This window comes from Natronorubrum halophilum, from assembly GCF_003670115.1.
Classification (GTDB): Archaea; Halobacteriota; Halobacteria; order Halobacteriales; family Natrialbaceae; genus Natronorubrum; species Natronorubrum halophilum.
Genome location: NZ_QQTY01000002.1, coordinates 169,150 through 195,979 on the forward strand (window position 1 = coordinate 169,150; position 26,830 = coordinate 195,979).

A 26,830-nucleotide genomic window follows, 5' to 3' on the forward strand; every position below is an offset into this window, starting at 1 on the left:
GACCCGTACAGCGGCGACGACGCCGGTCCCGCCCGTTTTGGAGCGAAAATCCGCCGGCTGGTTGCAAAGCGACGAACGCCGAACGCCGGCGGGTCGTTACGGAGAGCGGTCGTCGAACCTGTCGACCCCCGACTCAGCGACGTCCATGTCCTGTTCGACCGCCCCGCCGCTGACGCCGATCGCCCCGACGACGTCGCCGTCTCGTTCCAGCGGGTATCCGCCGCCGAAGATGACCATCCGTCCCTGGTTGGTGTTTTGCAAGCCGTACAGCGATTCGCCCGGACGGGTCGGATCGGCGAGGTCGTGCGTCGGCATGTCGAGGGCGGCCGCCGTGTAGGCCTTGTTCCGCGAAATATCGATCGACGCGAGCCACGCGCCGTCCATCCGGTGTTGAGCGATGAGGTTCCCCTCGGAATTCGCGACCGTGATCACCATGGGATTGTCGATTTCGTCCGCTCGCTGCTCGGCCGCGTCGATGACTTCCTTCGCCGTGTCGAGACGTACTGTGTCGACCATGCGAGACATCACCACGTCTCGAGGATTCATAAACACTTCCCGTGAAAATCCGACGATACACTGGCGCTGATAGGTGTCCCTCCATCGCCTGGATTATTGGTTCCGCTGGGGGACTTCTGCCGAGCACCGCGAGACGAGGCCTCATCACATGATACCGCTCGAGCGCCCTCGGCGAGCGAGCACGGAGCGGTCGCCCAACGGGTTAGTCGCCACCGAGGTGGGTTAAACTGGTACGTTTTTCTTTCGGAACGAACGCGGTCGAGAGCCGTTCTGCTCGAGTGCAGCAGCCACACGAAGGTTTACAACGAAGCCTGTGGTCCGTTCATCGAGGTTTGATAACTCATGTCAATGAACGCCGTCGTCTACCAGGGACCGAACGATGTCGCCGTCGAAGAGGTCGACGAGCCAGAGATCGAACACGAGAACGACATTATCGTCGATATCACGACGACGTGCATCTGTGGATCGGACCTCCACATGTACGAGGGGCGAACCTCGGCCGATCCGGGGATCGTCTTCGGTCACGAGAACATGGGAACCGTAATCGAGGCCGGCGACGCCGTGACGTCGCTCGAAGAGGGCGACCGCGTCGTGATGCCGTTCAACGTGGCCTGTGGATTCTGCCGGAACTGTGAAAACGGCTATACCGGCTTCTGTACCAACGTCAACCCCGGATTCGCCGGCGGTGCGTACGGATACGTCGCGATGGGGCCGTACAAGGGCGGCCAGGCCGAGAAGCTCCGGGTGCCTTTCGCCGACTTCAACGCGCTCAAACTGCCTGAGGGTGACGAGCACGAGGACGCCTTCGCGCTCCTCGCGGACATCTTCCCGACGGGGTGGCACGGTACCCGACTCGCGAACCTGCAACCCGGCGAGTCGATCGCGATATTCGGGGCCGGCCCCGTCGGCCTGATGGCCGCCTACAGCGCCAAGCTACAGGGCGCGTCGGAGATCTACATCGTCGACCGCGTCGAGAGCCGCCTCGAGATGGCTGAAGACCACTGCGACGCCCGCGCGATCAACTTCGAGGAGAGCGATCCCGTCGAACAGATCAAAGACGCACACGGCGGCGGTGTCGACAACGGCGTCGACGCGGTGGGCTACCAGGCGATCGACCCCGAGACGGACCCGGCCGACGACGCCTACGACCCGGCTCGGGAGAACCCGGCAGTCGTGCTCAACCAGCTCATTCAGACCGTTCGACCGACCGGACAACTCGGAATTCCGGGATTGTACGTTCCGTCTGATCCCGGCGCGCCCGACGAAATGGCGGCGCAGGGCCGACTCGGCATCGACTTCGGAAAACTCTTCGAGAAGGGGCTGAAGCTGGGCACCGGCCAGTGTAACGTCAAGCAGTACAACCGGGAGCTGCGAGACATGATAATCGAGGGACGCGCCGACCCCAGCTGGGTCGTCTCCCAGCGCGTCGACCTCGAGCGCGCGCCGGAGATGTACGAGAAGTTCGACGAGCGCGAGGAGGGCGTCATCAAGGTCTTGCTCGAGCCCTAACCGCCCCGCCGACGGCTCCGATCGACCGCCGTCGTTTCGACCAGGCGATCGTACCGAAATCGCGTCTCGAGCGACGAGCGAGCCCCGGCTTCAGCTTCGCAGCCACGCCGTCGGGTGTTCGTCGCGAAGGTGATCCTGATACCGTTTGACCAATTCCGGATAGGATCCTGCGACCGCGTGCCACCCGCAGCGGTCGCATTCCCGTTCGATCGTGTCGGTCGCACTAGAAACGTATCCGCCTCGTTGATTCATGCTCATCGTCGCTCCCTCGCGACGTCATAGCTCTTCTGGCTTCCGTCGATCGCTCGCGTTCGATGTCGTCGCATTTTCCCTGTCGCTTGCGATCGATTCGGGTGAGTCGTGGTCGCCGTCCGTTCCGCCGGCGTGTACCTCGAGCGGCAAAACGGGTATGTCGTCGACCGACGTAGTCCGACGTATGTGCCAGTACTGCAGCTACTCCTATCACGACGGCTGGACGCGGCTGCTCGAGTACGACGACGTCTATCAGAACGCCCTCCCCGATCGGGTGACGGACCGGTCGACCCACGGCTTTCACGAATCCTGGGAGGAACTCAGCGACGAACTGGAGCTGTAAGAACTCGAGTGTGGGACGATCACAGCGGGAACGGATCAGCCGCTGCTTCCACCTCCGCCGCTTCGTCGCCCGCCGCCAGACACGCCTCGAGTTCCTCGCGGATTCGGTCCTCGTCCATCTTCCGGCCGATGAACACTAACTGCGTGCGACGGTCGTCGCCCGGTCGCCACTCGCCGATCGGACCGGCCCTGACGGACGGGCCGGCCTGACTGAGACCGATCACTTCCTCGCGGTTTGCGACGTAACAGACCCCTTTGGCCCTGATGATCGCCCCGTCCCAGTCCTCGAGCCAGGCCGCGAGTCGCTCCGGGTGGAACGGTCGGTCGGATCGGAAGACGAACGACGAGACGCCGTGACGTTCGGCGGCACCCGGTTCCGCGTCGCGGTCGTGATCGTCTCCACTCCGGGTACGCTCGTCGCGGTCGTGATCGTGACCCTCCCCCCGCAGGTGGCGTTTCCACCCCTGGGAACGCTTCGCCGTCTCGAAGTCGAACCGATCGGTGTCGAGGACGACGTCCGGATCCACCTCGCAGTAGGACGTTCGCAGCCGTTTCGCTCGCGGTTGGAGGGTGTCCACGACCGCTTCGATCTCCTCGAGAACGTCGTCGGGGACCATGTCGGACTTGTTGAGGAGCAAGACGTCACAGAACTCGATCCCTTCGACGAGGACCTCGCTCAGCGGCCGGTCTTCGTCGGGTTGAGCGCCCGCCGGCAACTGCGCTCCGGCGTCGAACTCCTTCCAGAACCCGTACGTGTCGAGGACGGTCACCATCGTATCCAACCGAAACAGCGTCGTCGGGTCCACATCGCTGGTTTCCGTCCCTTCGGTGAACACCTGTGCGACGGGGATCGGTTCGCTGATCCCCGAGGACTCGACCAGCAGGGTGTCGAACACTCGGCTCTCCGCCAGCCGCGACGCCTCCTCGAGGAGGTCTCCCTGCAACCGACAACAGATGCAGCCGTTCGAGAGGTCCACGATCCCCTCGTCCTCGCTGGCTCGCTCGATGAGTTCCGCGTCGATATTCACCTCGCCCATGTCGTTGACGATCACTGCCACCCGCCGTCCTCCCGGATTCGACAGCAGGTGATTGATCAGCGTCGTTTTCCCCGCCCCGAGATAGCCGCTGACGACGGTGACGGGAATCATCTCGGTATCAGTCATGCGATCGTATCGCACGGTACGGGCGGTACTAAGTGACCGGGCGGTTCTCGCTGACAGTACACCGATGAGACGGGTTCCGATCGAAGACGCACGTCGGCCGTCGATCGTCACCCCGAATACGATGGTAGAGCTGTCAGTCCGTCGATTGCGTCGCGTGCGAACGCCGCGGAGCGCCGCGAGTCGATCACCGATCTGCCGTCTCCGACGCGTCGACCTCGTCGGCCTGGAGCACGAACTGCCGCTCCGGCGGCGGTGCGATCCGCAACTCGAGGGATTTGGTCAGCCGGTAGTACTTGCGGTTGCCGCGCATGTACCACTCGACGAGGCCGGCGTCCTCCAGCGTCGACAGGTGGTGGACGGCGCTCTTCCCGTCCATGCCGACCGCCTCGGCGAGTTCCGAGACGTACTTCGGTCTCCGGGAGAGTTCGCGAAGGATCTCGAGTCGCGTCCCGTTCCCCAGCACCTCGATCAGTGACATGGTCGACCAGTCGGCGACCGGAACAAGAAGGATTTCGCAGGTACGGCTCCCTTACATGCAGGATTCGAAGGATGTTGGTCCAGGTTTATGCCCCATACCGTGGGAACTCATATCATGACTGATCGAGTCACGCTTCCGGAGGATCGCGAGCAAGAGCTGCGGACGATCACCGACGGCTTCTTCGAACGGGAGGTGTACCTTTCGCGCCAGGAGACGGCCGACTTCCTCCGGGACCTCGCCGACCAACTCGAGGCCGAGACGACGGTGACGGTCGCGGGAGCGACGTGGGAGATCCCCTTCGAGTACCGCGAACCGGTCGAGGTCGAGGTCGAGTTCACGAGCCGGCGCGAGCGCGAACTCGAGATCGAACTCGAGTTCGCCGACGCCGGTGACGGATCGGATCTCTCCGTTCGGTGACTCGAGTCGCTCGTCGGGATCCGCGTGTACGGCCACGCTCACCGTCGGACTCCGGACGCACGATCGCGACCGCTCCCGGAGTCCGACCGCTCGCACGAGCGTATCACGGCGTGCCCAAACGATTAGTCGCCACCCACGATAGTGACGATATGGATCTCCTCGACGCGCTTCGAGCCAAATCCGGCGTCGTCGCCGTCGTCGGCGCGGGCGGAAAGAAGACGACGCTGTACGCGCTGGCGACCCGCGCCGCGGGCGGTCGCGCATCCCGGGCGGTCGTGACCGCGACGGTTCGGATCCCCATCTTCGATCGGCACGTCGAATCGGTCGCCGTGACCGACGACCCGATCGCGGCCCTCAAGCGGACGACGACGTGGCCGGTCGGCGTCGTCCCCAAGCGCGAGGGTGATCGATACGTGGGGTTCGAGAGCGGAATCGTCGACGATATCGCGGCGGCCGACGTCGCCGACGCCGTCTTCGTCAAGGCCGACGGCGCGCGAACGCGCGAGTTCAAGGCCCCGGACGACCGCGAACCGCAACTCCCCCGACGCGTCGATACCGTGATCCCCATCGCGAGCGTCCGCGTCGTCGGAGCGCCGCTCTCGGAGGAGTCCGTCCACCGTCCGGCGCGAGTGGCGGCGATCACGGGCCGCGGCCGCGGCGATCCGATCCGCCCCGTCGACGTGGCTCGCGTGCTCGCGAGCGATCGCGGCGGCCTGAAGGACGTCCCCGCGGGGGCGACGGTCGTCCCGCTGCTCAACAAAGTCGACGACGCCGATCTGCGGGCGACCGCCGTGGAGATCGCGAGGGAAGTCATCGCGCGCACCCCGGCCGTATCGAGAGTCGTGCTGGCGCGGATGATCGCCGACGATCCGGTGGTCGACGTCGTCGAGGCGTAGCGGTCGTTTCGATCGCCGCGTCGCGTCACGCCACCGGCTACGATTCCTCGAGTCGCTCAAGCACCGCCTCGAACTCCTCGCGCGTGTTGACGTTCTCGAACGTCTCGAGGGCGGCGTACTCGCGAACCTCGTCCTCGTCGACGACGACGTAGTCGAGTTCGAGCAGCGGTTCGACGATCCGCCGTTCGTCCCGTTCCAGGGCGCGCTCGCAGGCCGCGGCCATCGGTCCGGCCCGGTAGACGGCCTGCGTGGTCTGGAACCACTGGTCGTCGAGTCGGGGGACCGCGGCCTCGCAGCCGGTCGCTCGCCCGAAGAGGTGGTCGACGAGCGCGGGATCGACGAACGGCATGTCGCAGGCGACGACGAGGGCGTACTCCGTTGCGGTTTCCCGAAGGCCGGTCATGATGCCGGCCATCGGCCCGCGGTCGGGGATCGGATCGACCGCGAACGACGCGTCCGGCCCGCCCTCGAGCGCGTCCCGGATCGCCGGCACCTGCTCCTCTCGGCAGTTGACGACGAGGTCGTCGACGACCGGACCGATTCGGTCGACGACGCGGCGAACCATCGGGGTGCCGGCGAGTTCGGCGACGGCTTTGTCCTCCTCCCCGAAGCGGGTCGAGTGGCCACCGGCGACCACGAGCCCCGTTCGCTCGCCTCTCCCGGTCTCGGTGGGCATGGTTGACCGTTAGTCGACGGGGGGCAAAAGCCTCCGGTCGCGCCGAGGGGTCGCGTCGTTCGACCGCGGCGCTCGTCCGTTCAGGCAGACAACCGCCAGAGCGCGCGATACAGCGTCCACAGGTCGCAGTCGAAGCGGTCGGCCAGCGACCGACACCGCTCGAGGTAGGTCTCGTACTCCGAGATCGACGGCGGAGCCGGGTACGGCTGCTCGAGTTCGTTCGCCGTCCGGAGCGCCGCCCATTCCCGGGGACCGACGACGAGGGACGCGTCGGGATCGATGAACATACAGAACGCGGAGGCGACGGGCACGTTGACGGCCTCGAGGTCGGTCAATCGATCGATCCCCACGGCGACGTCGCCCGCGTCAACTGCGTCGACGGCATCGCTGATGGCGCTCCGAACGGCCTCGAAGTCGTTGTCCCGGAGCTCCTCCTCCGCTTTCCGTCGCTCGGCGTCGGGATAGTCGCCGAGGAACCGCCGGTAGTACCACCTGACGACCCAGGCCGTGTCCCGGCGGCCGTACTCGCCCGATTCGAACGCCCCCGGGAGCGTCTCGAGGTTCTCCTGCTCGACGGTGTACAGCGCCTCTCGCTCCCGGTACTCGCGCGCCCGCGTCTCGACGAGCGACCGTGTGAGTTCCATCGTGGGACCGTTCGGCACGCTCGTCCGTCAGCGTTACCCTGTCGACGGGGATACCGGAGGATCCGGTCTGCGGAGCGACAACGGCGAGTCCGAACGCCCCGCTCGCGTTCCGGGAGACCATCCCCTCCCAGCCCATTCGCTAGCGCGTGATTGGTGGTTCGCCCCGCCCACGGTTCCCCGGAGGTCACCGTCTGCTTACGGACGCGCTGCGTCTGTTCGAATGGGTCGCGGTGAGGCGCGCGAGGCGCGACCCAGCACGCGCTACCGCGGACGCATCTCGGAGCGGTACGAAGCGGTCGGTCATCCGTCGCTCGCCGCTACATACCACTCGTGTGGTAGAAAACGTCATACACGCTCGGGTAGTTGGTTCTGTCTAACGGGTGAGACGTAACCAATGTCCGGAGAGCAACAAGAACCAGTCAAGACGATCTGTCCGTACTGCGGGGTCGGGTGTGGTATCCAGGTACAACAGGGCGAGGAGCCCGGCGACGTCCGGTTCATGCCCTGGGGCGATGCGCCGGTCAACGAGGGGCGCATCTGCATCAAAGGCGGCGCGGCGACGGAGGTCGTCGACCACGAGGATCGACTCACCGACCCGCTGATCAAGGAGAACGGAGAGTTCCGAGAGGCCACCTGGGAGGAGGCCTACGAGTACGTCGTGAGCGAACTCGAGCGGATTCGCGACGAGTACGGCCCGGACGCGATGGGCTTTTTCGGCTCCTCGAAGGTGATGAACGAGGAGAACTACCTCCTCCAGAAACTCGCGCGCCGCTACGGGACCAACAACGTCGACAACTGCACGCGGATGTGTCACGCCTCGACGGTCTGGGCGCTGCGGACCAGCCTGGGCGCGGGAGCGATGACCAACAGCATGCGCGACCTCCGCGAGGAAGCCGACGTGTTCTGGATTCAGGGGGCGAACCCGGGCGAGCAACACCCCATCGCTAACAGCCAGTACTTCCGGCAGGCCGTCCTCGAGGGCGCGACGGTCATCCAGGTCGACCCGCACGCGAACAAGACGACGCGGTCGTTCCAGATCGACGACACCGACCGTCACCAGCACCTGCAGCTGAATCCCGGAACCGACATTCCCCTGTTGAACATCGTCCTCAAGACGATCCTCGAGCACCACGAGGCCCACCCCGACGAGGGCTGGATCGACGAGGCGTTCATCGAGGAGCGCACCGAGGGATTCGACCACCTCGTCGAGACGCTCGAGGACTTCGATACAGAGGCGGCGGCCGAAGAGTGTGGCGTCCCGCTCGAGGAGATCGAACTGGCCGCAAAGAAGTACGCGACGGCTGACAACGCGGCCATCTTCACCGGCATGGGGATGAGCCAGCACGCCTGCGGCGTCGACAACGTCCAGAACGAGATCAACCTGGCGCTGATCACCGGAAACCTCGGCCGTCCCGGCACGGGCGTCAACCCGCTGCGCGGCCAGAACAACGTCCAGGGAACCTGCGACGTCGGCGCGATGCCGAACGTCCTGCCGGGCTATCAGCTCGTCGACGACGACGAGGCCCGTCAGTCGGTCGAGGAGGTCTGGGGCTTCGAAGTACCCTCGGAGCCGGGCCTGACGAACGTCGAGATCTCCTACGCGGCCGGCGACTCGATCAAGGGGCTGTACGTCATGGGCGAGAACCCCGTGATGAGCGAGCCGGACGCCAACGCCGTCGCCGAGCGACTCGCCGAACTCGAGTTCACCGTCGTGCAGGACATCTTCCCGACGGAGACGGCGGAGTATGCCGACGTGATCCTCCCGGCGACGACCTGGGCCGAACGCGGCGGCACTGTCACCAACACGGACCGGCGCGTCCAGCGCATGCGCGGCGTCGAGAAGGTCCACGAGAACACGAAACACGACCTCGAGATCGTGAGCGAGGTCGGGAGGCGGCTGTTCGACGAGGGGAGCGAGGGACGACGCTCCGCGGAGAGCCGGGATGAGCCCGGCGGAGCGTTCGACTTCGACGATCCCGAGGCGGTCTTCGAGGAACTCCGTCAGGTCTGTCCGAGCTACCACGGGATGACATACGATCTGCTGGGCGAAGACGGGCTCCACTGGCCCTGCTACGAGCCCGGCGACGAGGGCGATCCGTTCCTCTACGAGCACGAGTTCGACACCGAGAGCGGCCTCGGTCACATCGAGGGCGTCGAACACCAGCCGCCGGCGGAGACGCCCGACGACGAGTACCCGCTGATCCTCACGACGGCCCGCCTCGAGGAACACTACAACACCGGGACGATGAGCACGCGCTCGCCGACGCTCAACCGCCAGACGCCGGAGAACTTCGTCGATGTCCACCCCGCCGACGCCGAGCGCTACGGGATCGAGGATGGCGAGTACGTCCGCCTGCGCTCGCGACGCGGCGAGATCACGCTCGAGGCTCAGGTGACCGAGGACACCAAGGAGGGCGTCGTCTGGACGACGCCGCATTTCGCGGCCGCCTCGGCGAACAAACTCACGAACCACGTGCTCGACGAACGGGCGAAGATCCCCGAGTACAAGGCCGCCGCGGCGGAGATCGAGGTCGACGTCGAACCGCTCGGCGAGACAGCTGACGACGACTGACGACGCTCACCCTTCTGCCTCGAGGTGCGTCTCGGGTACTCCGGCCAACTCGAGCCAGGGCTCGGCGTTCGACTCGGAGACGACGAGGTCGACCACCGGCCGATCACACGCTTCGCAGGTCGCGCGAACGGCGACGCGGGGCTGTCGACAGCAGTGCTCGAGGCGCTCGACCGTCGACGATATCGGTCCGCCACAGACCGGACAGTCCGCTCGCAACAGTCGCAGCCCCGTCAGCGCGTCACGTCGCTCGTCCGCGCCGAGGGCGTCCCATCCGTCGAGACGGGATCGGAGTTCGGTCGCCGCGGCGACGTCCGCCGCCAGCGCCGCCGTCGATTCCCACCGGACCTGCCTCCGCCCCTCGAGTTCGAACGACGCGTCGCCGACGCGTTCGATCTCGTCGACGCCGAGCGCCGATCCCACTGCGACCGCGTCCGGATCGTCCGCGCCGTCGCTCGAGAGTCGCTCGTTCCACCGCGTTCGGAAGGCGGAGGTCAGTCGGACCGCGCCCCCGCGATCGCTCGCGACGCCGGCAGCGGTCAACACGCGTGTCAGTTCCACGGGCGTTAGCGTCTCGATAGTCGGTCCGGACGCTGCCGACTTCCCGACGGCCTCGAGGACGCGTTCGGGGAGGTATCGCCGAGTGAGCGCCGGCGTACCGGGGATCAGGTAGCCCCGAAGAGCGATGATCGTCAGGAACGCACCGAGCGCGATCGCGCCGGCGAGCGCGGAGCCCGCGCCGCCGATCACGACCGCGAGGGCGAGGGCGATCGCGACGTTCACCACCGTACACGGCCGACACCGATTCTCACCGGTGTACTCGGGTTGCTCGAGCCGCGAGAGGGCGTCGGGGACGTCGATCACCGGTTCTCACCACCGACAGCTACGCGCCGAACGGCGAAAAAAGGCCACCGCTCGAGCGACGACTCCGCGCCGTGTCACTACCGGATCGACTGCGACCGCCGTGGTGTCCGCTCCGACGCGGCTCGAGCGGGGGCTAGTCGCTCCGCTCGGATTCCCCGTTCGTTCCGATGCAGACCGGTTCCCGGATCTCGAGTGCCGTCCCGAACGTCGCCTCGCGGTCGGTCCGTCTGCCGATCCGTAGCAGTTGTTCTTCGTGTGCGCGGCGGATCGCCGACAGTTCGCGCTCGGTCACCTCGAGTTCGTCGCCCAGTTCTTCCCAGTGGCCCCACTCCACGGCGAACACTTCGAGCCCGTCGTCCGCGTGGAGACGCTCGTACTCGCGGCGGTAGTCCTCGAGCTTCGGGCGGAGGAGCGCCTGTGCGCGGTCGACGAGATCCGGCAGTCGGTTCGGCTGGACGCTCGCCTTCGCGGCCGTGAGCACGAGCACCTGCCCTTCGATCGGCTCGCCGGCCATCTTATCCGCCCGCCCGCATCGCTTTCTGTGCGAACTGCTCGACGAGCGACTCGAGGCTGCCCTCGCCACCCTCTCCCTCGAAGACGACCGTCACCTCGGTGAGCGTCATCGAGGGCCCGATTTCGACCGTCTCCGAGGAGAACGTCGCCGTCCAGTCCGACCCTTCGACGGTGTCCTCGGCGACCTGTTCGCCGCCCAAATTCGTCAGATACCGAACGACGAGTCGCTCGGAAATGCCGCGAAAGGACCGTTCGACGCGCGTTGCCATACTCCGTCGTTCGAGCGCGACGCCGATAAACTCGAGTGTGGCGGAACGACGATCCGAACCGGGGCTTCTCAGACGAGTCCCCTGAACGCGACGACGGCGACGACCCCCGTACACAGCGCCAGCAGGATGCTCTCCGTTCGCCACATCACCACCAACACGAGCCCGGCCGCCCCCCACTCCGCGGGGCCGCCGGCCGCGAGCTCCGGCCCGAGGACGGCGATCACGATCGCGCCCGGCAAGACGTTGAGTCCGGCCTCGAGTCGCTCGCTCAACTCGACGCGGCGGACGAGCCAGATACCGCCGATCTTCGTGAGCACCGTCACCGCGGTCATCGCGAGGATAACGGCGACCACGAGGGGATCGAGCGAGAACGTGGCGAGGAGCGGCTCGGACGGGAGCGTGCCGTCGAGCAGCGACTCGAGTGCGAGTCCCTCACCTGTCATAGCGGATCACCTCGACCGCCGCCGCAGCCAGCCCGCCGAGGAGGATGTACCATCGACCCGGAAGGAGGTCCGCCGCGACGACGCTCGTCCCGAGCGCGACGACCCACGGGACCAGCGACGGGCGTCCCTCCCAGAGTTCGGCCGCGAGCGCGACGAAGACCGCGACGAGGATGAAATCGAAGCCGTACCGGGACGGATCGCCCACCGATTCGCCCGCGAACACGCCGAGAATCGTCGAGACGACCCAGAACAGCCAGAGCGCGATACCGCTCCCGAGCAAGAACGCGCCGCGTCCGCTCCCGGACTTGAGGTCGCGCATTGTCAGCGCCCAGTTCTCGTCGGCCATGAAGAAGAGACTGCCGTAGATCTGCGGCGGCGAGAGGCGACGAAACCACGGTTGCAGCGCCGCCCCCATCAGGGAGTAGCGGAGGTTGACCGCGAACGTCGTGAAGACGATCGCGGCAACCGGAAGCGGATTCGACCAGAGTTCGACGGCGATAATCTGGGACGCGCCGGCGAGGACGGTCGCGCTCATCAGCGCCGCCTCGGCGACGCTCAGCCCGGCCTGATTGGCGACGACGCCGAACGCGATTCCGTAGCCGGCGACGCCGAGTGCGACCGGAATACACGTGAGAAAGCCGACGCGAATCCCCTCCCAGTCGAAGGCCACGGGCTCGCGGTCCGGCGCTCGCGACGAGTCCGGCGGCTCCTCGCCACCGTCCGTCCCACCCGGCTCTCGAGGGGTGCCCTCGTCTGATTCGGGATCCATTCCTATCGCGGAGTGCTATCTCATGCTCGGTGGACCGTCGCGTAAAGCGTCCTCGAAATCGGCGACGGCGGCCGATTCTCGTTCGGGTGTGTTCGATTGCGCGCCGTCGAACTCGAGCGCGCGTCTCGTACGGTCCGTTGTAATTCTTTACTGGCAATCGCTAGCTCGGCCGAGCGATCACCGGTAAAACGGTACACCGATCCGTATCAGCCGCCAGCAACCGGCGGGAACACCGACAGCGTGTCGCCGTCCTCGAGTGCCGTCTCGACGCCCGCCATGTGTGTCACGTCGCGGCCGTTTTTCAGCACGCTCAACTGCGGCCGAATCGCGAGTCCGTCCTCGCCCGACTCGAGCAACTGGCCCTCGAGGTCGTCGTACTCGGCCTCGAGGTCGGCGAGGACGTCGCCCACCGACGCGTCGTCGTCGAACGCGTGCGTTCGTTCCTTCTCGCCGACGGCGTCGCGAAAGGTCGCGAAAAACCGCAATACGAGTTCCATACGCGATGGTCGTGACGGGGCGGCATAAGTCCAAGTGCCGCGGCCGGCCGATCAGGGCGCTACTGTTGCCGGCGACGTGTACGTGACGGAGTCGAGGTCGGCGTCCTCGAGGGCTGCATCGATCGAATCGGCACCAATCGCCGTCGCCGCGTCGGCGTCGGCGGCATCGATGACGACGGTCACCGAAAACGCGACCGTAATCGTGTACGGGTCGAAGGGGCCGGTCGGATGTTCGTACACCTCGCTGTCGTCGATCGCCCAGTCGGCGATCGTCCCCTCGGCCTCGAGCGTCTCGAGGCTCGCGGCGAGCCCCTCGGCCGCTTCGTCGCAGGCCGTCGTATCGCTGCCTCCGTGTAAGGTAACGAGCGTCGTCCCGTCGCGCGAAACTGCAAACTCCATACCGTCCTCTACCAACTGCGAGCGTTTGAACGCTTGGTCTGTTTTCACGCGCATCCGTCGCCCCTTCTCGCTCGAAACGCGGCGCTATCACCCGCGAATGCCGTCGTAAATCCGGGCCAACTGCTCGAGCGAGTGGTCGGCCGAGAGCATCGGCCGTCGCCGCCGACAGAGGTCCGAGAGGCGGTCGCGTTCGGCGAGGGTCCGTCGAATCGCCCACCGGAACCCCTCGAGATCGTCGGGCGCGTACCGGTAGCCGGTCTCCCCTTCGATGACGCTGTCGGTGAGCGCGCCGGCGTCGACGGCGACGACCGGCGTGCCGCAGGCGGTCGCCTCGAGCGCGACCAGTCCCTGGGTTTCGACCCGGCTTGGGAAGACGAAGGCGTCGAGCGCCGAGTAAAACGCCGGCAACTCCTCGCGCTCGAGAAAGCCGAGAAACCGGATCTCGGCGTCCGCCGTCGCGGCGCGGGCCTCGAGGTCCTCCCGGGCCGGACCGTCACCCGCGATGACGAGCGCGTAGTCGGTGCCGTCGACGGCGTCGATCGCCTCCCCGATGCTCTTCTCGGGTCCGTGACGACCGGTGTACCCCAGCAGCGGTCCGTCGGGCAGGTCGTGGCGGTCCCGGAAGGTCTCCGACTCGAGCGGGCGGAAGAACTCGGTGTCGATGCCGTTGGAGACGACGGTCACGTCGACGTCCGCCTCGACGTGCTCGAGGAGGTGTCGCCGGGCGAACGACGTCGGCGCGGTGACGTGATCGACCCGCTCGAAAAACGCTCGCTCGTAGGTCCGGCAGGTCCGTTTGAAGCCGTCGACCAGCGAACCGGGCAGATGCTGGTTGACGCGGTCCTCGAGCAGCGTGTGATAGGAGGCGACGACGGGGACGTCGCGCTTGCGAGCGAAGCGAATCCCCGCGAATCCGACGGTGAAGGGCGTATGAACGTGGACGATATCGGGCGTCTCGAGACCGCGAGGGATCGTCGGCACTCCCAGTCGGTATCGCGGGTACAGCGGCGCGCTAACGCTCGAGAGCGCGTACTCCCCGTCGTCGGGCTCGTAACCGTCCATCTCCGGGTAGACGATATCCATCGTTCCGCGACAGTGGGGCCATCGCTCGCGCCAGAGGGCGACCGTGTACGCGACGCCGTTGACCGTCGGGAAGTAGAGATCGGTAAACGCGGCGACAGACTCCGTGGTGGCCATCGATTGATGGTCCACGTCGCCGCTCAAATCGGTTACGAAACCGATACGTTTCGGTGATCGTCGCGCGTTAGCCGCGTGAGCCGTCGATCCGGAACGCGACGTCGTGATCCGAAAGTAACGATCGCATCCGCTCGACGCCGCTGTTCGTATCCCAGCCGACCCCCCTGTAGTGTCTGTACGGATGCCGGAGCCACGAGTACTCGCGGTGGGCGAACACCTCGACCGTGCCGGGATCGTCCGTGAACAGCGCGACGTGTAGCTGCCAGCTCGCGAGCGGAGACCGCCGACGGACCCAGCTTCCGGCTGAGAGCCGACCGTCGCGGTGCACCTTCAGCGAGGCGATCGGTTCGGGCGCGAACGACATCGTATCGAGGTCCGAGCGAAACTCCTCGAGGCCGTACTGGATAGTGCCGACGTACTCGTCGGGGTGTTGGATACACTGTGCGAAGCCACCGAGCGGTTCCTTGATTCGGTGGAGCGTCGGGAGGACGCGACGGCGCACGCGCGTCGTGAGGTCGATCGTGTCGGCGTCGTCGCGTTCGTCAGTCGGTGCCACGGGTAGTCGATATCGTATACGAGTGCGGAACTATTGTGGTTTCCGGTAGCCCGTCGCCGGCGCGGGCGACGAGGTTCGTCGCTATCACAGGTCCTGCAGTCGAATTCCGTCCTCGACCAGTCGCGCGTTTCGTTCCCGATCCAGGTGCTCGCCGAGTTCGTCGTGAGCGTGCAACTGGGCGATCACGTCGGCGTAAAGCGTCCGCCACGCGATCGCGTAGATCGGCGACTGCCCCCACGCTCGCAGTTCCGGAACGAACTCGTCGTAGGTCTCGTACCGGCGTTCGAACCGGTCGATCGCTTCGAGCACCCGACCGGCCGCCTCGCGGTCGTCGTCGGCGTCCGCGATCACTCGGTTCAGGCGCTGCTCCCAACCGGCGACCGCTTTCTGCATGTCCGCGGCGACGTTCTCGTCGTCGGCCGGTAACCGGTCCAACACTGGCTGTGGTACGCCGAGGGAAATTTCGTCCATACCGGGAGTAAGTCCCGGGCTGGCAAGAAACTACGGCCACGTCGCCAGCAGTACTTCGTCGACGAACTCGTCGTCGATCTGGTACTGCTCTTCGCGTTCGCCCTCGCGTCGCCAGCCGTTCGCTTCGAGAAACTCGATCGCGCCGTCGTTCGTCGCCGGCACGTTCTGGTACACCTTCCGATAGCCCGCGCTTTCGGCCCACTCGAGCCCGTACTCGAGCAGGCTCGAACCGACTCCGTTGCGGCGGCGATCAGGGGTGATGCCGACCGTCAGTTCGGCGGTGTGGCGCAGCGACGGCAGTTCGTTGGCGTCGACCTGAAGCCAGCCCACGACGCGCGATTCGTCGTCGGTCTCGATTCCCGCGTCCCCGACGGCCGCCTCGTCGGAATCCGCGTCAGCGTCGGCGTCGAATTCCGGCTCGAAGGTCGCGACGAAACAGATCCGCGAGCGTTCCTCGTTCAGCCGAACGAGCGCCGAATCGCGCTCGAGTTGCGTCGCGACGTTTTCGGCGACGATGTAGGGTCCCTCGCTCGCGACCTCGCGCATGGTCTCGACGACGCCGTCGCGGTCCTCCTCCCGCGCCGGTCGAATCGTCACGGTGCCGCCCTCGACGTCGAGTTCGGTCGACGTCGCCGACAGGGCGACGCGGAGTTTGCCGTCCGATTCGGTCAGGTACCCCTCGTCTTTCAGCGCCTCGAGACAGGACTCGAGGTCGTCGGCTGACGGGCAGACCAATTCCGTGTACGATCCCGACCGGGCGGGCTTCGAGTGTGACGGACTCGATTCGATTCGGATCGATCGCGCCAGTTCGGCGGGTTCGACGGCACCGTTTCGTTCGACGTACTCGTAGACTCGCCGCTGGATCTCGCCGTCGAACGAAAACATTGGATGAACGCTCATACGCACACTGGCGCCGTCGACCGGCATTACTGTGCACCCTGTATTGCCCGGTAGTCTCCGTTTACAGGTACGGTCGGAGAAGGTCTCCGTCGTGGAGATTCTCCGGAATCGTCTCGAACCACCGCGCCGCCGTGATTTCGTCCTCGGTCGTCCCCAGCCGCGATGGGTCGGGAATGCTCCCCGTTGCCGAGGCCGAATACACCACGTATGCCGCCGAGAACCGCTCGTTTTCGTCGTTTTCGGAGCGATAGGTCTGGTCGAGAACGACGAGCGGAGCGCCGATGGTGGCGTCGAGCCCCGTTTCTCCGCGGACTTCCCGTCGAGCAGCCTCGACCGGCGTCTCGTTCGGTTCGACGCCGCCCCCAGGTAGGAACCAGCCGTCCGTCCACTGATTCTTGACGAGTGCGACACGTCCGGTCGCGTCTCGGACGCGGGCCGCGGCCGTCACTCCGGTCCCGTCGACCGCCCACTCCCGAAGCGACTCGAGTTTCGATACCGGCAGCCGCAGCGTTTGCTGTACGCGTGGGGTTTCCGGGGCGATTTGGTCGGGATAGGACATCGGACTCGTACGGGGGTTCGTAATCCGCTCCCAAATGCGTTCTTCCGTTCGGACTGGGGCGAGCCGTTCGTCCTCCAGAACGGAGTCCCGGTCGACCGACGAAGCGGTCGTGTTTTCGACGCTCACCTTCGATGATACTGGTTTCGTATCGCCACATGACGTTTATCAACTGGCGATGAGCGATCTCGTCGGTTACATCCCGACTCGAGCCGCCGCGAACGTCGTCCGCTGAACTGCTGAAATCCGGATTTCTCGTCAGCGTGCTCGTCGGCTCGATTCCAGCGCCCAGCTTCGCGGATTTCACCCTCCCTCGAGCGAGGAACACGGAGTTCGGCCGAATCGAACTGGGTCGTGCTCGAGGAGTTCCTCGTCGCTATGGAATCGAGCGACCGCGCTCGGCGGGCGATTGTGCAATCGGGTGACTGCGGCGGCCGGTCGAGGAAGACGCGTTCACGAGGTATTCTTGAACGAGTCCGGTATTGTTTGGAAAGCATACCATGTTTAGCGACCGAGTGACTCAGCCGAGCGCATCGAACTATTGTGTCCGGGCGATCGCGTCGCGGTTTGGTCCGCGAACTCCGAACGCGCTCGTCTCGGCGGCTGCCGTGATTTCTTGCCCCAGTGTTACTCCGGGTGACCTCTCACCGGCGCTACGTGCATCGCCGGACCGAGACGGCCCTCTCGAGTGCGTCCATCGGTTCTTCGAGTGATGTTCTCGCTCGCGCGAACGCACGTAGAATTCACATTTCAGACGATAACGTGGATTTCAGCGAGAACCGTTTGGAACCCTCGAGACCCTGGTTTTCGACGGAACTTGCCACTCCGCTCCGCTGCTCGATCCAACCCGATGTCGTTCGATCGTCGCCCTGTTCGTCGAGTGGCCGGTCGCATCGCGATCGGAGTCAGAACCGGATGCGGTACCGCTTGCAAGCACGGCCGGTGGGGCTGTCGAATCGGTTTCGCGGATCGGGCGAGCCATTCGGGAGTTGCCGTTTCCGAACGGGCCGCGGACGATTACCCGTGGATCGTTCCAGCGCGGTGCTCTGTGACCTGTGTGAAGACGATCACGAACGTACTTCGATTCACACTCAACTGCGCCTATTTTCGCGGTCGCGCGGTCAGGCGAAGTTCGATCCGCTCGCCTCTGCTTTCCGATAGTGGGTTTTCCACGAGAGTTCGTCGGTAGCCACGATATCGACGAGAGAGAGTCTGATGCGCCGACTTCGTTAGTGAAGGAACTCCGCTGAGTAACTCGAGATGGACCAACACCTGGCCCATAAATCATATACTGCGATATCGAATCTTTCGGAAGTATCGGAATCGGGACGCCGTCGTTTAAGGGGATCGACGGGGAACTGAAAGGATGTGATCGTGGATGGTCGCGTCCTGCGCGAGGATTTCGTGCCCAGCGAGGCGGTTCACCGCCACGACGAGGTGAACCTCCTTTCGGAAACGCTCGAGCCGCTGCTGTACGATCAGCGGGCGGACCCGTCGTTTCTCTTCGGTCCGACCGGCGTCGGCAAGACCTGTATCGCCCGGTACACGCTCGCCCAGCTGTGCAAACAGGAACCCACGGTGCAGGTTGCCTACGTCAACTGCTGGCAGGAGTACACCCGGTTTCGGGTCCTCTACAGCGTCCTCGAGGACGTCGGTCAAACGGTCGACATCCACCGATCGACGGCGAAGGACGAACTGTTCGACCGACTGGGGCGGACGGACGACCAGCCGGTCGTCGTTATTTTGGACGAGGTCGATCAGTTAGAGGAGACGGCCGCGCTGTACGACCTGCACCGATTGGGGCACGTCTCGCTCGTGTTGATCGCCAACCGCGAGGAGGAACTGTTCGCGAGTTTCGACGATCGAGTGCGTTCGCGGCTTCGGGCGGGGACCCGCGTTCGATTCGATCGGTACGGTACCGACGAACTCGCCGCGATCCTCGCGGAGCGAGCGAACAAGGCCCTCGAGCCGGGCGTGGTGACCGACGACCAGTTGCGAACGATCGCCGACGCCGCGTCGGGCGACGCTCGAGTGGGGATCGGCATCTTGCGGTCGGCCGCCCGGCGAGCAACACAGCAGGGTGACGAGGTGGTGACCGACGCCGGCCTCGAGGCGGCGATTCCGGACGCTCGCACGGCGATTCGCCGGAAGACCGTCGAGGGGCTGATCGAACACCAGCGCATCCTGTACGACATCATCGCGTCAGCGGGCGAGATCGATCCGGGAACCCTCTACGACGCGTACGAACGGCGCGTCGAGAACCCGAAGACCAAGCGCACGCTGCGGAACTATCTGACGAAGATGGTCCACTACGACCTGATCGAAGCCGTCGGGAAGCGTCGCGGGCGGACCTACCGGATCGTCGACGACGAGGCGGTCGACCGCCAGTGACGGACCTCTGCGAAAACGAAAGCGGAGTCCGTTTCGAGCACTACCTTTATACTCGTCAATCGATTTGTGAGTACCACTCGAATATGGCAACCTCCGACCCGCCGATAGGTCAGCTCCGGTCGCGCGTCCGGCAACAGGAGGTCGTCGCCGAACTCGGCCAGCAGGCCCTCGAGTCCCCCGATATCGAGCGTCTACTGGACGACGCTGTCGACGCCGTCCGGGACGCCCTCGAGGTGGACTACTGTGGGATTTTCGAGGTGCTCCCCGACGCCGATACAGTCGTGCTCAGACACGGGGACGGGTGGCAGGATAACCGCGTCGGCTCGGCGACGATCCCGACCGGTTCGGACTCACAGACGGAGTACGCCCTCGCCTCCGAGGGGCCGGTCGTCGTCACCGACTTCGAAACCGAGAACCGTTTTTCGGACTCGGCGCTGCTCGCCGACCACGACGTCACGAGCGGTATCAGCGCCGTCGTCGGATCGCCCAAGGAGCCGTGGGGTGTTCTCAGCGTTCACGCGACGGCGGAACGCGAGTTCACCGAACACGACGCGACGTTCGTCGAGCGCGTCGCGAACGTCGTCGCCTCCGCGATCGATAATCAGCGACCACGCCGAACGCTCGAGGGAGAACTCGAGACGACGTTCGACCGGGTCACGGACGCGTTTTTCGGGCTGAATACGGACTGGGAGGTGACGTTCGTCAACGATCGCGCACAGAAACTGATCGATCCTGACGACGCGGGACCGATCGGAGAGTGTATCTGGGAACTCGTCCCCGATCTCGTCGACTCGACGTTCGAGGCGGAGTGCCGACGGGCGATGTCGACGCAGGAACCGACATCTTTCGAAGAGTACGTCTCGTCACTCGAGACGTGGCTCGAGGTCCGCGCCTATCCCTCTCCGACGGGACTCTCGATCTTCCTTCGGGACGGTAGCGAGCGAACGGAGATCGAGCGGGAACTGCACCAGAACAACCGAACGCTCCAGCGACTCTACGCGATCACTGCGGACCGGGAGCGGAGCTTCGACGAGAAGGTCCAGCAACTGCTCGAGGTCGGCTGCGAGCGCCTCGGGCTCGAAGTCGGATTCGTGGCCGATATCGACGAGCGCAACGACCGGTTCGAGGTGGTCCACGCGAGCGGAAACGACGACCGGCTACAGCCGGGATCGGTGACGAACCTCTCGGATACTTACTGCCGACGAACGATCGAATCCGACGGGTTGCTCGTGCTCACGAACGCGCCCGTGGAAGGGTGGGGGGACGACCACGCCTACGACAGGTGGGACTTCGATAGTTATCTCGGCGGCCGAATTCACGTCGAGGGCGACCTCTACGGTACGCTGTGTTTCGCCGACGACACCGCCCGATCGACGTCGTTTACCCCCGCCGAACGGAGCTTCGTCGAACTCCTCACACAGTGGCTCAGCTACGAACTCGAGCGTCAACGCCATCAGCAAGAGCTCGAGGAGCTGGTGGCGGATCTCGAGGCCTCGAACGAGCGCCTGGAGCAGTTCGCGTACGCGGCCTCACACGACTTACAGGAGCCGCTCCGGATGGTCGCGAGCTACCTCTCTCTCGTCGAGCGCCGCTACGCTGACGAACTCGACGAGGACGGCCAGGAATTCATCGAGTACGCGGTCGACGGGGCGACGCGGATGCAGCGGATGATCGACGGCTTACTGGCGTACTCGCGGGTCGATACGCAGGATAATCCACTCGAAACCGTCGATATCGGTGCCATCATCGAGGACGTCGTCACCGATCTCGAGGTGCGAATCGAGGAGACCGGTGCCGATATCACCGTCGAGCCCCTTCCGACGGTGTACGGCGATCCCGGTCAGCTTCGGCAGGTATTCCAGAACCTGCTGGATAACGCGATCACGTACGCGGGCGAGCAGCCCCCACGTATATCAGTGTTCGCGGCAAAAGATGGACACCAGTGGGAAATCTCAGTTCGGGACTGGGGAATCGGGATCGACCCTGACGACGCGGACCACATCTTCCAGGTGTTCAACCGGCTTCACAGCGCCGACGAGTACGACGGAGCCGGAATCGGGCTCGCGCTCTGTGACCGAATCGTCGAGCGACACGACGGCGATATTCGCGTCGATTCGACACCGGGTGAGGGGGCGACGTTCTCGGTGACACTCCCGGCACCGCCGGACACTGCCGCCACCGGGACCCATGAGTGAACCAGACAGCAATGAGTAATTCGAGACAGTCCAGGTCGGAGCCAGCACAGATCCTCTTAGTCGAAGATAATCCGGGTGACGTTCGACTGACCCAGGAGGCGTTCAAACAGGGCCGCATCGAGAACGAACTGCACGTCGTCTCCGACGGCAACGAGGCTCTCAAGTTCCTCTACCAGCGCGGTGGATACGCCGACGTTCCGCGCCCGGACCTCATCCTGTTGGATCTCAACTTACCGAAAAAGGACGGCGAGGAAGTCCTCGAGGAGCTCAAGGGAGATTCGGACCTGCAAGCGATTCCAGTGATCGTCCTGACAAGCTCTCGGGCCGAGGAGGACGTCGTCAGGTCCTACGAACTGCACGCAAACGCGTATCTCACGAAGCCGGTCGATCCGGACGACTTCATCGAAACCGTTCGCGCGTTCGAGAAGTTCTGGTTCTCGGTGGTTCGACTCCCGCCGGAGGGTGACTAGCAATGAGTGAACCGAACACGAAGACGGAGACGGAGATGGAGACGGGAACTGACACCGATTCGGAGACGCTGGAGATCCTCCTGATCGAGGACAATCCCGGCGACGCACGCTTGATTCAGGAGATGCTTCGGGGGACCGAAGAACTCGCTCAGCGTGTCAGCCCGGACGACGCCGCGGGGCGAACGCCCGAGATCACTAACGAGACGCGGCTTGAGGCGGGTCTCGAGACGATGGAGGAGATGACCGTCGACGTGGTGTTGCTCGACCTGAACCTCCCCGACAGCGAGGGGCTCAAAACGCTCGAGACGGTCCACGCGGAAAGCGAGCAGACGCCGATCGTCGTCTTGACCGGCGTACGCGACCAGCAAGTCGGCGTCCAGGCGATCCAGCGCGGCGCACAGGACTTCCTCGTAAAGGACGAGGTGACGAGCGAGTTGCTCGTTCGAACGATTCACCACGCGATCGAGCGCGCCCGGCAGGAGCGCGAACGTCAGCGCCAGCGCGACCAACTAGAGGCGCTGAACCGGCTCAATCGGATCGGTCACGACATCACCCACGCGGTGATTACGACCGAGACGCGAGCCGATCTCGAGCAGCGGGTCTGTGATCGACTCGCCGAGTCCGACGGCTATCGGTTCGCGTGGATCGGCGGGGTCAACCCGGGAAGCGATCGCGTGGTGCCGAAAGCGGCGGCCGGCGTCGAAGACGGGTACCTCGACAGCGTCGCTATCAGCGTCGACGAAGACGATGCCGCCGGACAGGGGCCGTCCGGAACGGCGGTCCGAACCGGGTCCGTTCAGGTCGCGAACGACATGGCGGACGAACCGACCTTCGAGCCGTGGCGTGACGCAGCGCTCGAGCGCGGCTACCAGTCGTCTGCGGCGATCCCGATCATCCACGAGGACCTCGTTTACGGCGTCCTGAACATTTATTCGTCCTCGCCGCGAGCGTTCGCCGGCCCCGAAACGACGATCCTCGCCCGAATCGGCGACGTCATCGCGCACGCGATCACGGCGATCGAGCGGAAAGACGCCCTCGTGAGCGACGCCGTCATCGAACTCGAGTTCCGCGTCGACGAACTGGCGGAGCCGCTGATCGACCTGTCGGCGGACGAATCGTGTCGGATCGAACTCGAGCAACTGATCCGCGGGGACGAGACGCTACTCGCCTACGGCTCGGCACACGGTATCGATCAGGAGGTGTTTAAGGAGACGATCGCGGACACCGACGGGTTCAGCGAGGTCCGGTTCCTCGCAGCCAGACGCGACGAATTCGAGTTCGAACTCGTCGCGCCGGCGGCCGTCTCGCTGTTCGAGACGATCGCGACCCACGGCGGTCGGGTTCGATCGGCGACGATCGACGACGGCGAGTTCCGCTTCGTCGTCGAACTCTCCCGGGGACGAGACACCCGCCAGATGATCGAACTCATCAAAGAGGAGCGCGACGACGTCACCTACCTCGCCCAGCGGACCAGCGAGCGCAGCGAGCGCAGCGAGTCGGGGTCGTCGTCGGTCCTCTCCGATGAACTCACCGAAAAACAGCGAGCGGCCCTCGAGACGGCGTACTTCGCGGGGTACTTCGATTGGCCCCGCGAGAGCACCGGCGAGGAGATCTCCGAACGACTCGGTATCGCGCCGGCGACGTTCAACCAGCACCTCCGAACGGCCGAACGAAAGTTCTTCGACTCGGTTCTCGGGGAGTAGGGCCGCCGACCACGACCTCGTTTTACGGATCAGTTAGACGACTTCGACGGACGATCGATCTGCTCTTCCGGAGAGCGGTTCCGTTCGAATCGCCGCCGGATTCGTCCGGCGACGTTCTTCGCCAAGACCCGCCCCGAAAACGCGAGCGTACGCCGCCGATCCCGATAGTACATCTCTCCCAGTTGGTCGTCAGGGACGGACTCCGGGTCGACGGTCGGATCGCGCAGATTGGAGATTCCGTCCGCGAGGAGTTCGATCTGTTTCAGCGCGATCCGATCGAAGACGTCCCAGAGCGTGTGGCAGTCCTGGAGACTGACGTCGTCGTACGCCACGATCTCGCCGCCGTCGATCGATTCGTTCACCCGCTGGAGCGTCGATCCCGCCTGCGTCCGTCCGTCGTGGAAGATCGGCGGAGGTCCCATCCCGCGGTAGTTCCGGATATCCGCGGGATGAAAGCTCAAAACGCCGTACTCCGGCGCGGTCAGAACCGCTCCGCGGATGAGTCCGAACCCGAAGCGGACCACGACGTCACACTCCGCCGCCAGCCGATCGACGATTTCGTCGGGGAGTTCGTTCCAGCCGTTCTCGGTCTGTGGCTCACAGCTGACGTGAGCGGCATCAGCCAGACAGTCGATGCGTTCCGCCGTGTGTCGGTGCCAGAGTCGCTGCTCGTCGCCGAGCAGTCGGCCGATACTCCGCTCCGCGAGGATGAACGTCCACGCCCGCTCCTCCCGGAGGAGATCGAAGAACTGTACGATATCGTCGAGCCCGACTCGCTTCTTTTGGTTCCACGACTCGGCTTCGTACTCCGTGGTATCCCCGTTGTGAACAACCAGCGGGATCTCGACGTCGGTTTCCTCCTGGAGCCGTTCTATCGCGTGGACTTGCCACTCGTAGAGATACGGCTCGGTCAGAATACCGACCGTCGCTGGTTTGGTCATGTGGCCGCTCATTCGCAGCTTCGTGCTTAGTTACCGGCACCATGTTGGCCGAATTACCCGCAGAAACCGGGTATTGTCGACCGCAATCCGGCCGATGACGGCTGCGTCACCTGTACGGTCCGCTGACTACCCATTTCAGGTATCGATCGGCGATCCGGTTTCGTTTTCGAAAGAGCAAGGGAACAGTCGAGCGTCTACCCGCGCGTGACCGGCGATACCAACGGCGACTGTGACTGTCTCGAGTGCGAGCTCTGTGGCGAGACCGTTCCCGCAGCGGTCTATCGCGAGCACCTGCTCAAGGCGTGTCCCGGCCGGTGAGCGGAGACGGGGAGCGCCGATCGATCACTTCTCTTCGACGTGGCGGATTTCACACGCGATGCCGCGCGAACTCTCCGCCATCTCGCAACCGAACATCTCCGCGCGACCGACGCCGAAGGCCTTCGGTCCCTCGACAACGACCTCGTCGCCGACGCGAATCGCCTCGTCCGCGTCGACGACACCCGGCGCGAGCACGCTCCCGTGCGGGACGAAGCCGTCGATCTCGACCCGCTTGGTCGGCGCGTCGCTGCCGATCCACCGTCGGGCACCTGCGAGGGTAAACGAGAGCGTACCGTACTGGGGAACCATCGTCGCGAGCTGGGTTTCCTCGGTATCGCGCACCTGAATCTTCGGATACCGACTCGTCGTTTGGACGTCGTCGAAGAGGTCGTCGCCCGCGCCGTCGCCGAGCAGATAGTCGGCGATGGCCCGGACAGTATTGTGCTCGCGTTCGCGTTTGGAGTACTTCAATTCGTCCGACAGCGCGTCGGAAAGGGCCGCGAGCGACTCGTCGTTGGTCGGGTGGTCGTCGACCGTGTAGGTGACGTCGATCTCGAGTCGCTTCTCGACCCGTTCGACGATGTCGCGGTAACCGCCGTCGGGAACGTGAGCGATAATCTTCTGATACTCGTTACGTTCGAGATAGCGCTGAAGGACTTCGCTGACGAACGTTTTTTCGTCCTCGGACCAGCGGCCCGTAACCACGGTGTCGTAGTGTTGGGCCGGGTAGGTCGTCTCGAGTTCCTGCGGGACGACGCCGATCGGACTCGTCATCGAAACCAGGTGGCCGCGCCACTGGACGGCGTCGTGGAACTGCCGGTGGCTCTGGGACTCGCTGTAGGGTTTCGTCGCCGAGCAGGGAACCAGGACGAGCGGGTTCGAAAAGCGGTTCCGGTACCGGGTCGTCACGCGGTCGGCGAAGCGCTGGATCTCGACTCGACGAAGGGTATCCGAACTCGACGCGTTGATCTGTGCATCGCGGAGGATCGGCGTGCGCTCCTCGAGGTAGCCCCACTGGGAGTCCAGTTCGCGCACGGCGGCGGTGAGCCACTGGTCGTGGCGAGCCTGGCCCTCGACGTAGTCCCGGAGGCGGCCGTCGCGGATGCGACGGCGGACGATGCCGAGCTCGGCCCGAAGCGCGTTGGCGTTGTGTTCGGCGCAGTCCTCGCGGGTGAACTCGTCGCGGGGCTGCTGGCAGGCCGGACACGAGCAGGGGAGTTCCTCGAGATCCTCGAGGAAGTAGGCCTCGTCGGTCGTCAGATATCGTCCTTCCGTCCCCTTCACGACGGCTGCGGTCTCGTCGAACAGATCGACGCCGGCGTAGGCGAGCAGGGCGACGTTTCGCGGCGTGGCGACGCCGGAGAACAGGAGCGCGGTGTCGGCGGGAATCGTCTCGCGGACGTTCACGACGGCCTCGACGAGCGCCGCGCCGTGGCCCCTGATCGACTGGACGTCAGAGACGGCGTAGGCGTCAGTACCGTGGTCCGCGGGGCTCTCGCTCGAGACGACCGCGACACTCGGATACTCGACGTCGGGGTAGTCGACGGCGAACGATTCCTGTACTTCTTCGGCGGTGCCGCCGGGGAACGCTCGGTGGGGAAGAACGGTGAGTTTCGACTCGTCGCCCTCGGGGAGGTCTCGATCGTCACTCCAGAGCGACCCCGCATCCTCGAGGACGTCGTCGACGACTGCCGGAGTCGTCACGGGCGACTCGAGATCGAGGCGCAGTTCGCCCACGCGCGCGGCCCCATCGCGCTCGTGGATTTCGAAGTAATCGGTCATACCAGAAACTGGGTGGGGGAGGGCGAAAGAGGCTGTCGGTCGCGGCTCGCGAGTCGCGGTCGCACTCGGCCGAGAGGCAGACGTGACGGATCTCCCCGCCATCGCGGCTCGAGCGCGTCACTCGACGCACCCGG

General features: G+C 65.1%; 29 protein-coding genes. 9 read left to right on the forward strand and 20 right to left on the reverse strand.

Annotation, left to right across the window (positions count from 1 at the left end; translation table 11 throughout):
* Positions 1-96: 96 nt before the first annotated feature.
* Positions 97-516, reverse strand: coding sequence for a GlcG/HbpS family heme-binding protein (locus tag DWB23_RS06905; RefSeq protein ID WP_121742100.1), 420 nt, complete (start codon positions 514-516; stop codon positions 97-99).
* A gap of 348 nt (positions 517-864) precedes the next feature.
* Between DWB23_RS06905 and DWB23_RS06910 the strand changes: the two genes are divergently transcribed.
* A complete protein-coding gene (locus tag DWB23_RS06910) occupies positions 865-2,025 on the forward strand; it encodes a glutathione-independent formaldehyde dehydrogenase (RefSeq protein WP_121743034.1) in 1,161 nt (386 codons plus the stop codon).
* A gap of 90 nt (positions 2,026-2,115) precedes the next feature.
* On the opposite strand, the gene DWB23_RS22930 is transcribed toward DWB23_RS06910, so the two are convergent.
* Positions 2,116-2,277 carry a hypothetical protein gene (locus DWB23_RS22930; RefSeq protein WP_162989760.1) on the reverse strand — a complete coding sequence of 54 codons (162 nt, stop codon included), beginning with the start codon at positions 2,275-2,277 and terminating at the stop codon, positions 2,116-2,118.
* Positions 2,278-2,461: 184 nt separating this feature from the next.
* On the opposite strand from DWB23_RS22930, the gene DWB23_RS06915 reads away from it, so the two are divergent.
* Positions 2,462-2,620, forward strand: coding sequence for a hypothetical protein (locus tag DWB23_RS06915; protein WP_162989768.1), 159 nt, complete (start codon positions 2,462-2,464; stop codon positions 2,618-2,620).
* 19 nt (positions 2,621-2,639) lie between these two features.
* On the opposite strand, the gene DWB23_RS06920 is transcribed toward DWB23_RS06915, so the two are convergent.
* Together DWB23_RS06920 and DWB23_RS06925 are read right to left on the reverse strand one after the other, a co-directional pair.
* On the reverse strand, positions 2,640-3,782 hold the full coding sequence (locus DWB23_RS06920) for a CobW family GTP-binding protein (RefSeq protein WP_121742102.1): 1,143 nt from the start codon (positions 3,780-3,782) through the stop codon (positions 2,640-2,642).
* Between the two features lie 184 nt (positions 3,783-3,966).
* Positions 3,967-4,260, reverse strand: a complete 294-nt coding sequence (locus DWB23_RS06925) for an ArsR/SmtB family transcription factor (protein WP_121742103.1) — start codon at positions 4,258-4,260, stop codon at positions 3,967-3,969.
* A gap of 114 nt (positions 4,261-4,374) precedes the next feature.
* Between DWB23_RS06925 and DWB23_RS06930 the strand changes: the two genes are divergently transcribed.
* Both DWB23_RS06930 and yqeC read left to right on the forward strand, forming a co-directional pair.
* Positions 4,375-4,677, forward strand: coding sequence for an amphi-Trp domain-containing protein (locus DWB23_RS06930; protein WP_121742104.1), 303 nt, complete (start codon positions 4,375-4,377; stop codon positions 4,675-4,677).
* 149 nt (positions 4,678-4,826) lie between these two features.
* Entirely contained in the window at positions 4,827-5,573 is a 747-nt protein-coding gene (yqeC, locus tag DWB23_RS06935) for a selenium cofactor biosynthesis protein YqeC (protein ID WP_121742105.1), read from the forward strand.
* Positions 5,574-5,610: 37 nt separating this feature from the next.
* Here the strand turns inward: yqeC and DWB23_RS06940 are convergent, their stop codons facing one another.
* Positions 5,611-6,249 (reverse strand): molybdenum cofactor guanylyltransferase, encoded by a 639-nt coding sequence (locus DWB23_RS06940; protein WP_121742106.1) that lies wholly within the window; start codon positions 6,247-6,249, stop codon positions 5,611-5,613.
* A gap of 80 nt (positions 6,250-6,329) precedes the next feature.
* Positions 6,330-6,893 (reverse strand): hypothetical protein, encoded by a 564-nt coding sequence (locus DWB23_RS06945; RefSeq protein WP_121742107.1) that lies wholly within the window; start codon positions 6,891-6,893, stop codon positions 6,330-6,332.
* A 394-nt stretch (positions 6,894-7,287) separates the two neighbouring features.
* On the opposite strand from DWB23_RS06945, the gene fdhF reads away from it, so the two are divergent.
* Complete coding sequence (fdhF, locus tag DWB23_RS06950; protein ID WP_121742108.1) at positions 7,288-9,465, forward strand: formate dehydrogenase subunit alpha; 2,178 nt, start codon at positions 7,288-7,290, stop codon at positions 9,463-9,465.
* Between the two features lie 6 nt (positions 9,466-9,471).
* Here fdhF and DWB23_RS06955 read toward each other — a convergent pair whose 3' ends face one another.
* From DWB23_RS06955 to DWB23_RS07010, 12 genes are all read right to left on the reverse strand, one after another.
* Positions 9,472-10,326, reverse strand: a complete 855-nt coding sequence (locus DWB23_RS06955; protein WP_121742109.1) for a hypothetical protein — start codon at positions 10,324-10,326, stop codon at positions 9,472-9,474.
* Between the two features lie 133 nt (positions 10,327-10,459).
* Positions 10,460-10,840, reverse strand: a complete 381-nt coding sequence (locus tag DWB23_RS06960) for a hypothetical protein (RefSeq protein WP_121742110.1) — start codon at positions 10,838-10,840, stop codon at positions 10,460-10,462.
* 1 nt (position 10,841) lies between these two features.
* Positions 10,842-11,108 (reverse strand): hypothetical protein, encoded by a 267-nt coding sequence (locus tag DWB23_RS06965; protein ID WP_121742111.1) that lies wholly within the window; start codon positions 11,106-11,108, stop codon positions 10,842-10,844.
* 68 nt (positions 11,109-11,176) lie between these two features.
* The gene (locus DWB23_RS06970) at positions 11,177-11,551 is read right to left on the reverse strand and encodes an AzlD family protein (RefSeq protein ID WP_121742112.1); all 375 of its coding nucleotides are present in this window, start codon (positions 11,549-11,551) and stop codon (positions 11,177-11,179) included.
* Positions 11,541-12,320 (reverse strand): AzlC family ABC transporter permease, encoded by a 780-nt coding sequence (locus DWB23_RS06975; RefSeq protein ID WP_121742113.1) that lies wholly within the window; start codon positions 12,318-12,320, stop codon positions 11,541-11,543. The genes DWB23_RS06970 and DWB23_RS06975 overlap by 11 nt, the downstream gene beginning before the upstream one ends.
* A 206-nt stretch (positions 12,321-12,526) precedes the next feature.
* Entirely contained in the window at positions 12,527-12,817 is a 291-nt protein-coding gene (locus tag DWB23_RS06980) for a ubiquitin-like small modifier protein 1 (protein WP_121742114.1), read from the reverse strand.
* A 51-nt stretch (positions 12,818-12,868) separates the two neighbouring features.
* Positions 12,869-13,216 (reverse strand): hypothetical protein, encoded by a 348-nt coding sequence (locus DWB23_RS06985; protein ID WP_121743035.1) that lies wholly within the window; start codon positions 13,214-13,216, stop codon positions 12,869-12,871.
* 87 nt (positions 13,217-13,303) lie between these two features.
* Positions 13,304-14,413, reverse strand: a complete 1,110-nt coding sequence (locus DWB23_RS06990) for a glycosyltransferase (protein WP_121742115.1) — start codon at positions 14,411-14,413, stop codon at positions 13,304-13,306.
* A 67-nt stretch (positions 14,414-14,480) separates the two neighbouring features.
* Positions 14,481-14,969 (reverse strand): hypothetical protein, encoded by a 489-nt coding sequence (locus tag DWB23_RS06995; RefSeq protein WP_121742116.1) that lies wholly within the window; start codon positions 14,967-14,969, stop codon positions 14,481-14,483.
* Between the two features lie 84 nt (positions 14,970-15,053).
* Positions 15,054-15,440: a hypothetical protein gene (locus DWB23_RS07000; protein ID WP_121742117.1), complete on the reverse strand. Its 387-nt coding sequence runs from the start codon at positions 15,438-15,440 to the stop codon at positions 15,054-15,056.
* 30 nt (positions 15,441-15,470) lie between these two features.
* Complete coding sequence (locus tag DWB23_RS07005; RefSeq protein WP_121743036.1) at positions 15,471-16,340, reverse strand: GNAT family N-acetyltransferase; 870 nt, start codon at positions 16,338-16,340, stop codon at positions 15,471-15,473.
* 61 nt (positions 16,341-16,401) lie between these two features.
* Positions 16,402-16,899, reverse strand: coding sequence for an NUDIX hydrolase (locus tag DWB23_RS07010; RefSeq protein ID WP_121743037.1), 498 nt, complete (start codon positions 16,897-16,899; stop codon positions 16,402-16,404).
* 1,365 nt (positions 16,900-18,264) lie between these two features.
* On the opposite strand from DWB23_RS07010, the gene DWB23_RS07015 reads away from it, so the two are divergent.
* The 4 genes from DWB23_RS07015 to DWB23_RS07030 all read left to right on the forward strand — a co-directional run bounded on the left by DWB23_RS07015 (position 18,265) and on the right by DWB23_RS07030 (position 23,655).
* Positions 18,265-19,287 (forward strand): Cdc6/Cdc18 family protein, encoded by a 1,023-nt coding sequence (locus DWB23_RS07015; RefSeq protein ID WP_121742118.1) that lies wholly within the window; start codon positions 18,265-18,267, stop codon positions 19,285-19,287.
* 83 nt (positions 19,288-19,370) lie between these two features.
* Positions 19,371-21,482 (forward strand): ATP-binding protein, encoded by a 2,112-nt coding sequence (locus DWB23_RS07020; RefSeq protein ID WP_121742119.1) that lies wholly within the window; start codon positions 19,371-19,373, stop codon positions 21,480-21,482.
* Between the two features lie 11 nt (positions 21,483-21,493).
* Entirely contained in the window at positions 21,494-21,952 is a 459-nt protein-coding gene (locus tag DWB23_RS07025; protein ID WP_121742120.1) for a response regulator, read from the forward strand.
* Between the two features lie 2 nt (positions 21,953-21,954).
* A complete protein-coding gene (locus tag DWB23_RS07030; RefSeq protein ID WP_121742121.1) occupies positions 21,955-23,655 on the forward strand; it encodes a bacterio-opsin activator domain-containing protein in 1,701 nt (566 codons plus the stop codon).
* Between the two features lie 29 nt (positions 23,656-23,684).
* On the opposite strand, the gene DWB23_RS07035 is transcribed toward DWB23_RS07030, so the two are convergent.
* Positions 23,685-24,596, reverse strand: coding sequence for a formyltransferase family protein (locus DWB23_RS07035; protein WP_121742122.1), 912 nt, complete (start codon positions 24,594-24,596; stop codon positions 23,685-23,687).
* Positions 24,597-24,938: 342 nt separating this feature from the next.
* A complete protein-coding gene (gene arcS, locus DWB23_RS07040) occupies positions 24,939-26,696 on the reverse strand; it encodes an archaeosine synthase subunit alpha (protein ID WP_121742123.1) in 1,758 nt (585 codons plus the stop codon).
* Positions 26,697-26,830 lie beyond the last annotated feature (134 nt).

Excerpts from the sequence above, each read along its gene's own strand:
- DWB23_RS06905 (WP_121742100.1), bottom strand. The coding sequence starts at position 516 with ATGGTCGACACAGTACGTCTCGACACGGCGAAGGAAGTCATCGACGCG.
- DWB23_RS06910 (WP_121743034.1), top strand. The coding sequence starts at position 865 with ATGAACGCCGTCGTCTACCAGGGACCGAACGATGTCGCCGTCGAAGAG.
- DWB23_RS22930 (WP_162989760.1), bottom strand. The coding sequence starts at position 2,277 with ATGAATCAACGAGGCGGATACGTTTCTAGTGCGACCGACACGATCGAA.
- DWB23_RS06915 (WP_162989768.1), top strand. The coding sequence starts at position 2,462 with ATGTGCCAGTACTGCAGCTACTCCTATCACGACGGCTGGACGCGGCTG.
- DWB23_RS06920 (WP_121742102.1), bottom strand. The coding sequence starts at position 3,782 with ATGACTGATACCGAGATGATTCCCGTCACCGTCGTCAGCGGCTATCTC.
- DWB23_RS06925 (WP_121742103.1), bottom strand. The coding sequence starts at position 4,260 with ATGTCACTGATCGAGGTGCTGGGGAACGGGACGCGACTCGAGATCCTT.
- DWB23_RS06930 (WP_121742104.1), top strand. The coding sequence starts at position 4,375 with ATGACTGATCGAGTCACGCTTCCGGAGGATCGCGAGCAAGAGCTGCGG.
- yqeC (WP_121742105.1), top strand. The coding sequence starts at position 4,827 with ATGGATCTCCTCGACGCGCTTCGAGCCAAATCCGGCGTCGTCGCCGTC.
- DWB23_RS06940 (WP_121742106.1), bottom strand. The coding sequence starts at position 6,249 with ATGCCCACCGAGACCGGGAGAGGCGAGCGAACGGGGCTCGTGGTCGCC.
- DWB23_RS06945 (WP_121742107.1), bottom strand. The coding sequence starts at position 6,893 with ATGGAACTCACACGGTCGCTCGTCGAGACGCGGGCGCGCGAGTACCGG.
- fdhF (WP_121742108.1), top strand. The coding sequence starts at position 7,288 with ATGTCCGGAGAGCAACAAGAACCAGTCAAGACGATCTGTCCGTACTGC.
- DWB23_RS06960 (WP_121742110.1), bottom strand. The coding sequence starts at position 10,840 with ATGGCCGGCGAGCCGATCGAAGGGCAGGTGCTCGTGCTCACGGCCGCG.
- DWB23_RS06965 (WP_121742111.1), bottom strand. The coding sequence starts at position 11,108 with ATGGCAACGCGCGTCGAACGGTCCTTTCGCGGCATTTCCGAGCGACTC.
- DWB23_RS06970 (WP_121742112.1), bottom strand. The coding sequence starts at position 11,551 with ATGACAGGTGAGGGACTCGCACTCGAGTCGCTGCTCGACGGCACGCTC.
- DWB23_RS06975 (WP_121742113.1), bottom strand. The coding sequence starts at position 12,320 with ATGGATCCCGAATCAGACGAGGGCACCCCTCGAGAGCCGGGTGGGACG.
- DWB23_RS06980 (WP_121742114.1), bottom strand. The coding sequence starts at position 12,817 with ATGGAACTCGTATTGCGGTTTTTCGCGACCTTTCGCGACGCCGTCGGC.
- DWB23_RS06985 (WP_121743035.1), bottom strand. The coding sequence starts at position 13,216 with ATGGAGTTTGCAGTTTCGCGCGACGGGACGACGCTCGTTACCTTACAC.
- DWB23_RS06990 (WP_121742115.1), bottom strand. The coding sequence starts at position 14,413 with ATGGCCACCACGGAGTCTGTCGCCGCGTTTACCGATCTCTACTTCCCG.
- DWB23_RS07000 (WP_121742117.1), bottom strand. The coding sequence starts at position 15,440 with ATGGACGAAATTTCCCTCGGCGTACCACAGCCAGTGTTGGACCGGTTA.
- DWB23_RS07005 (WP_121743036.1), bottom strand. The coding sequence starts at position 16,340 with ATGAGCGTTCATCCAATGTTTTCGTTCGACGGCGAGATCCAGCGGCGA.
- DWB23_RS07010 (WP_121743037.1), bottom strand. The coding sequence starts at position 16,899 with ATGTCCTATCCCGACCAAATCGCCCCGGAAACCCCACGCGTACAGCAA.
- DWB23_RS07020 (WP_121742119.1), top strand. The coding sequence starts at position 19,371 with ATGGCAACCTCCGACCCGCCGATAGGTCAGCTCCGGTCGCGCGTCCGG.
- DWB23_RS07025 (WP_121742120.1), top strand. The coding sequence starts at position 21,494 with ATGAGTAATTCGAGACAGTCCAGGTCGGAGCCAGCACAGATCCTCTTA.
- DWB23_RS07030 (WP_121742121.1), top strand. The coding sequence starts at position 21,955 with ATGAGTGAACCGAACACGAAGACGGAGACGGAGATGGAGACGGGAACT.
- DWB23_RS07035 (WP_121742122.1), bottom strand. The coding sequence starts at position 24,596 with ATGACCAAACCAGCGACGGTCGGTATTCTGACCGAGCCGTATCTCTAC.
- arcS (WP_121742123.1), bottom strand. The coding sequence starts at position 26,696 with ATGACCGATTACTTCGAAATCCACGAGCGCGATGGGGCCGCGCGCGTG.